This window comes from Mycobacterium sp. TH-M82, from assembly GCF_057473605.1.
In genome coordinates, this window is sequence record NZ_JBYCKY010000539.1 from 1 (window position 1) to 5820 (window position 5820).

Consider the following 5820-nt stretch of genomic DNA (forward strand, 5'->3'; position numbering starts at 1 on the left):
AATGGGGTCACCCCTGCGTTGTCCATGGCCAACAGCACCGCGTCGCGGCCAAAGTAGAACTTGGGAGCCAGTCCGGCGCGAACGGTCATAGTCCTCATGATTTCTCACAGCCAACAGGAACAGCAACAATCAGGGGCAGCATCTGAACAACGGTGGAATGTCCAGCCGGCGCGAGATGAACCGCATCTTGGCTTACGACGTGCATACGCCAGCCGGTCGGCGGCCGCAGTCTCGCAAACGGCGCATCGACGCAAGTGGTGCAGGCTACTACTCGAAGTCTCGAGGGTTTTCCCACGGTTCATCTTCTCCCAGGATGGGGAAATGGTGGGGAACGCTGTGCGGTGGGTGGATGACTTGCGGTCCGAACGGCAGCGTGGGCCCGCCTCCGGTCATCGGCCCTTTACCGACCTTCGGTGGGGTCGGGGTTGGCCCTGGCTTGGGTGGCGTCGGCGCTTCAACCGGCGGAGCCGGTGCGGGCACGGACCGCGGAGCGGGCGGTGACTTCGGTGCGGGCGCGCCGCCCCTGGGTGCTGCTTCGGCGGTGTGTGGTGGAAGATCGCCGATTTGAATGTTTTGCCACCGAGCGAACTTTCTGTCATGCGGGTTGTAGTCCCAGTGCGGGTTATGCCACTTGTCAGCGCCGGGGTCGTATCGCCACTCTCCGCCTTTGTTGTCCCACAGGCTCATGCCCCCCTCTGCCTGCTCGCTGGGGCGGCTAGCGGGCCCGGTGGTCAGGTTCCCGTCGACGGGAGGTCGTAGGCCCTCAGGCGGCAAACCGGGAGCTGGTGATGGAGCGGGGTTGGGCTGCGGCCCGCCATCGTGTTTGAAGTCGACCAACTGAATTTCGTGATGCTCCGGCGCGAAGCCGATCTCACCCACGCCGGTAGCCGCGACGGCTAACTGCCCCGCAACCTTCGCGTCCGCCGCTTCCAGTAGCTCGGCGCGGAAGCGAATGTCGGCGGCGAAGCTCGCTGCCTGGGCTCGGCGGGCGGCCTGCTCGGCGGGCGACGTGCCGGTGCGGGTGTCGATCACCGACAAATCTTCTCCCACAACGAAACCCGCTTCCTGCGCGTCCTGAACGGCATACAGCACCCGACGTTGCGCCGCGCTGATGTCGCTGGCGCCGTTGCGGGCGATCCCGGCAGCCCGGCGTAATTGGTCCGCTTTGCCGCTGACGACAGGCAGGTCGGCGCTGGCACGTAGGCGCAGCGCGTCACCGCCTGCCCCCCGCCACGGCAGCGCATAGGACTCGTTGCGTATCTGCAGGAACACGTCTTCCCACCGATCGGCGTTGGTGGTCAGGTAGTGGGCCGCGTTGATCAGGTTCTCGGTGCTCCACATGCGAATCTGGGACAGGGCGGCAGGCATCGCTACGCCATTTGCCCGTTCTGGGCTACGGCCGTCATTTCGGCCGCACTGGCGGCCTCTTGGTCGGCGTACCCGGCGGCAGCCTGGGTAGCTGCGCCAGCGGTGGCCTGGGCTCGTGCCGCTAACGCCACTGCAGCCGCACCGATGGCCGCGTACACACCGCTCAGTGCGGTGCTGGTGGTTTGGAACGGCTGGCCTGGTGACGGTGGGGGACCGGCGGTGAGCTGGCCACTTAAGCCTTGCCATCGCGTAGCGGTCACCTGCAGCCCGGGGGCGACGACCTGTAACTGTTGCGCTCCCACCTGGGCGATCTTAGGCCGGTTGTTGGGTAGAGGAAATTCACTTCACGCGGCGTAGCTGAACGAGGTAGCGGGCGTGGCTTACGTTCTGCGAGCAATTGTCAAAAGCTGTGGATTGAGCGACCCGTCAAGTCGGGAGACTTCGGCCGTGAGATTCAGCTGAGGGCTTCTTTCTGGGGGTTGTGAGTAGTGGGCGGTCTTCGTCTCGACCGGCCGGATGTCGCCGCGGGTGCTTGCAGATGTGGTGGTGATTGAGCCAATCGGCCCATCTGGCAATGGCGTATCAAGACATCGGGTTCGCCGCGACATCCGGCCCGAGGCTTCAGGGTTCGGACGCGAAGAACGACAGCGCGTGATCGCCTTCGAATGCCAGAACCCGTGCCGGTGCCCCGTCGAGCGCCACCAAAGGCAGCGGCATGGCGATGATCCCGACGAATGGTGTTGAGATGCGGGACAGGTGAACGACATACTCGATGTTGTAGATGTCGTTGCCCAGAAGGGCGTGGTGGACGATGGCGTCCTTGCCGTCCCATTCGTCCTTCCGGATGATCTCTTCTTCAGGGAAATCGTAGACAACCGCTTTGACTTGGTGATCGACGAGCCAGAGCGCGGCATCACCCGTTAAAAATGGGGCGTTGCTATGGAAATCGTTTGCGCCCCATTTGCGGTCGGTCCAATCGGTGCGCAGAATCGCAATGTCGTTTGGTGCCAATCCGGGGTCGCGGTCGCCGAGCACGCTGCTGTCGATGGCGCGGTAGCTGTCGAAGTCTGAAAGATCGAAGACTGCACCACGTCCCATCAGTCGCTGCGGGGCGACCTGATCGATGGTTGCGCCGCCCGGTATGAAGTGGCGTGGAGCATCCACGTGCGTTCCGAAGTGAGCGAACATCTTGAAGGTCGAGGATTGGACACGGTGCTCCGCGAATGTGTGCGGTTCGGGGTAAAAGGTGTTGCGCGATGTGTATCTTCCGTCATTCTCTCGGATCGGCATTGTCAGGTCGATCATCGTGACGTCACACTCCTCTCCTGGTGTCGTGCTGGTGCCGCAGAGCTTGCCTGGTGGGATGTCGCCGCCGAATGGCCCTCGAAAAAGTCAGCCAAATACAGGACACACCACTAGAACGTCCAGCCCTGCGCCTCGATGTAACCCATGAGGTTGAGACACGGCACGCCGAGATTGCCACACACGTCGGGTATGCGCGGACTAGTCAGGTTCCCTCTGGCTGCCTCTTCGGTCACGACGGTCCCGTTGTGGACCATCGCCAGCGCGATCACGAACGGGTCTGCGGCACTGCGCCTGCCACTCTGGCTGACAAGCCGGGGATGCAGGTTGAGAATCTGTGCGGCGCTCTGCTGTATCGGCCGTTCAAGCGGGACGAACAGGTTAGCTTGCGCGTCGGCCCACTGCCGTGCGTCGTCGTCGCGCCTGTTCAGTTCGTTTCGCACCTCATCCACCGACCGGATCTGACCGGCGACTATCGCGTCCTCAATCTGCGCCCACAGGGTCTGAAACACCTTGGGCCGGAACAGGTCACGCCGTCCGTTCAGGATGGCGCTGGTGTCGAAGGAGTAAAACTCGTCGGTCAAACCATGCTCCGCAACTCGGCGGATTCGGCCAGGCGGGGTATCTGGCTCACCTTCGCATCCAGGTAGATCGCGGCGGTGTTGCTGTCGATCACGCGGCGGCGGTGGGCATCGGTCACGGCGCGCACGTACGCCTTGCCGAGGTCGCGCACGGCGCTGCGGTACCAGTTGCCGCCCGATGCGCGGTTGCGGTCGGCCTCTTCATCATGGGCGGCGACGAACTCGGCACGCCGCCGGCGATATAGCTCGACGGGCACCAGTCCCAGCGTGGACAGTCGTCGTAGGAACGCCTCGGCACTGACACCGAACAGCGCTGCAACCGGGCGCAATGTGTCGTAGTCCCACGATACCGGAATATCCGTGCGCGCAACGACTTCCGGCCGTGCGCGCACCTCGGCGGCAGGCATCAGCACGGCGGCGGCGACGGCATTGCACCGGGCTTCCAGTGTCCGGTTCGCGGTACGGGGCCGGTCGTCGGTCACCACGTCGCACAGCCCCTCGGTGTGTAGCACCAGGTGTATGAACTCATGCAGCAGCGAGAACAGACGGGGGCGGGGGTAATCGCCGCCGTTGAGCACAATCACGGGCAGCATGTCGAAGTACAGCGACAGGGCGCGCATCTCGTCCACGGCCACCTTGCCGCCGCGTGTCGCCAACACCAGAACGCCGGACGCTTCGATGGCCGACACCCAAGCATTCAGGTGCTCGTAGGGATTGAGCGTGGCAGGCGGGGTCGGCAGCGGGCCGACTTTGATCAGCGCCGCACGGATGCGGCGGGCAATCTCGGCGTCGCTGTCATCCGCCGACACCGGCACGCGCCACGCGTCGGGTAGCTCCCGCTCTTCGGTTTCGGCCAACTCAAGCGCGAAGTCGCGCTGGGTGTGCGCTCGTCTGAATTCTTCATGCAACTCCGGCGACCAGTGTCCCGCCTCGGCACCGTCGAGCCGCCGGAAGTCCCGCAGGGTGTCGAACCCCTCCGGCGGCGTGGACAGGAAGAACACCGCCAGCGAGCGCTTGTACACCTCGGCGGCCTTGCGCAGTTGCGCGATGGTAGGCACCACCGCGCCCGCTTCCCATGCCTCCACCCGATCATCGGCCAGGCCGAGTTTGCGGGCCGCCGCCAACGCGTCCAGCCCACACGACTCACGTGCCCAGCGCAGCACAGACGGCTCCACTGGGGCAGGTATCGACGGCATAGTCATGATGATGCACCAACCCCACCCACAACAGGCATCAATCGCACGCTACGAGGTGGAGCGTCGAAGAGCACGATCGACAACGCCGACACCGGTTCTGGCTACGCTGCTGTGAGTGGGCAAGACCAAGCAGGAGCGGAAAGAGCGGCAGCAGGAGAACCGGCGGCGGTGTCTGTTCTGCGGTCGAGCGAAGGGCGACCTCATTCATCCGCACGATCCGAATTCGCGCAGGGTCGAGGACATGACCCGCGAGCACTTGTTCCGCGAGTCGTGGCGAGAAAAGCTAGAATGCAGCGTTATTCCGAGTAATCATCCGGCGGCTAAAAGGGAATTCGTTAAGTATAATATCGACGGATCGAAACGGTCGGCGGAGCCGGAGATTTTGTTTCAAGTGACCGCGAAGTGGGTGTGCGATTACTGTAATAGCGGCTGGTTAAATAGGTTAGACGCCGCTGTCGAGCCATGGATATTTGATCCGTACGACGACAGCTTAAAACCCGATCCGGTAGACCTTCGCTTATGGGCCATAAAAGTGGCCGTCCTGCTCTCCTATCACGAGAACAAATTAATACCACAGCCCGAGGATATTCAGGCGGTTTATGATGGTCACGATATTCCCGAGTGGTATATTTTTGTAGGTCATATGGGAGACCCGCATCATGCGTATACATTTGTCGGGTGCGGCCCAGTCGGCCTTAGCGGAGGCCGGATAATGGGAGTCACGCAGGCATCTTGGTCGCTCGGCCATCTCATGTTTACCGCAATACGTCCGGTCGGTAACAGCGAAATACCAACGAAGCTGCTTAATACGTTCAGGCAATCCAATATATCCGAAGGTGTGGTCATAGCGGAAATCCAACCAAAAGCTAAAAGACTGCCAAGCGCGGCGCTATTACCTAAAATGGATACGAGGGGCTATATGTCCTGGGCTTGGTATTTCAGCACTAATGGCTTGTCCCCAATAGCGCATATAATCAGAGGAATGGAGAGTGGACTTGCGCAGGCGGCGAAGGATATGGGGTTGCCTTTCCGCGGGATATGAAACCCCCTGTCCCTCGGCCCTAATTGCATTGCGGAAAATTCCGCAATGCCCCAGGAATATCACGAGGCCGCACCGCTGACGACGGGGCAGATTGCGAAGCTGCGAACCCTGCTCAACACCGATTCGGAAGGCCCAGCAAAGCCGGCACTCGCTTGACCTGTGGAAGCTATGTCACGCATATGTCGTGCAGCGGTTCCGGCCTGGCCCAGAAATAGCCTCTGAGCTGTGCGAATGCTGGTGCCCCCGGCAGGATTCGAACCTGCGGCCTTCTGCTCCGGAGGCAGACGCTCTATCCCCTGAGCTACGGGGGCGCACCTGACAAGACGCTGCG

6 protein-coding genes and 1 tRNA gene are annotated in these 5820 nt (G+C 62.3%); 1 reads left to right on the forward strand and 6 read right to left on the reverse strand.

Going from position 1 to position 5820, the window contains the following annotated elements:
* Positions 1-267: 267 nt before the first annotated feature.
* The 5 genes from AC2VON_RS16360 to AC2VON_RS16380 all read right to left on the reverse strand — a co-directional run bounded on the left by AC2VON_RS16360 (position 268) and on the right by AC2VON_RS16380 (position 4453).
* On the reverse strand, positions 268-1368 hold the full coding sequence (locus AC2VON_RS16360; RefSeq protein WP_486953890.1) for a hypothetical protein: 1101 nt from the start codon (positions 1366-1368) through the stop codon (positions 268-270).
* Positions 1369-1370: 2 nt separating this feature from the next.
* Positions 1371-1670, reverse strand: a complete 300-nt coding sequence (locus AC2VON_RS16365; RefSeq protein WP_486953891.1) for a hypothetical protein — start codon at positions 1668-1670, stop codon at positions 1371-1373.
* Positions 1671-1989: 319 nt separating this feature from the next.
* On the reverse strand, positions 1990-2673 hold the full coding sequence (locus tag AC2VON_RS16370; protein WP_486953892.1) for a cyclase family protein: 684 nt from the start codon (positions 2671-2673) through the stop codon (positions 1990-1992).
* 110 nt (positions 2674-2783) lie between these two features.
* A complete protein-coding gene (locus AC2VON_RS16375) occupies positions 2784-3254 on the reverse strand; it encodes a DUF4411 family protein (protein WP_486953893.1) in 471 nt (156 codons plus the stop codon).
* Positions 3251-4453 carry an XRE family transcriptional regulator gene (locus AC2VON_RS16380; protein WP_486953894.1) on the reverse strand — a complete coding sequence of 401 codons (1203 nt, stop codon included), beginning with the start codon at positions 4451-4453 and terminating at the stop codon, positions 3251-3253. The genes AC2VON_RS16375 and AC2VON_RS16380 overlap by 4 nt, the downstream gene beginning before the upstream one ends.
* 109 nt (positions 4454-4562) lie before the next feature.
* Here AC2VON_RS16380 and AC2VON_RS16385 point away from each other — a divergent pair, with 109 nt between their 5' ends.
* Positions 4563-5489 (forward strand): hypothetical protein, encoded by a 927-nt coding sequence (locus tag AC2VON_RS16385; RefSeq protein WP_486953895.1) that lies wholly within the window; start codon positions 4563-4565, stop codon positions 5487-5489.
* Between the two features lie 235 nt (positions 5490-5724).
* On the opposite strand, the gene AC2VON_RS16390 is transcribed toward AC2VON_RS16385, so the two are convergent.
* A tRNA-Arg gene (locus tag AC2VON_RS16390) sits at positions 5725-5800 on the reverse strand.
* Between the last annotated feature and the right edge of the window lie 20 nt (positions 5801-5820).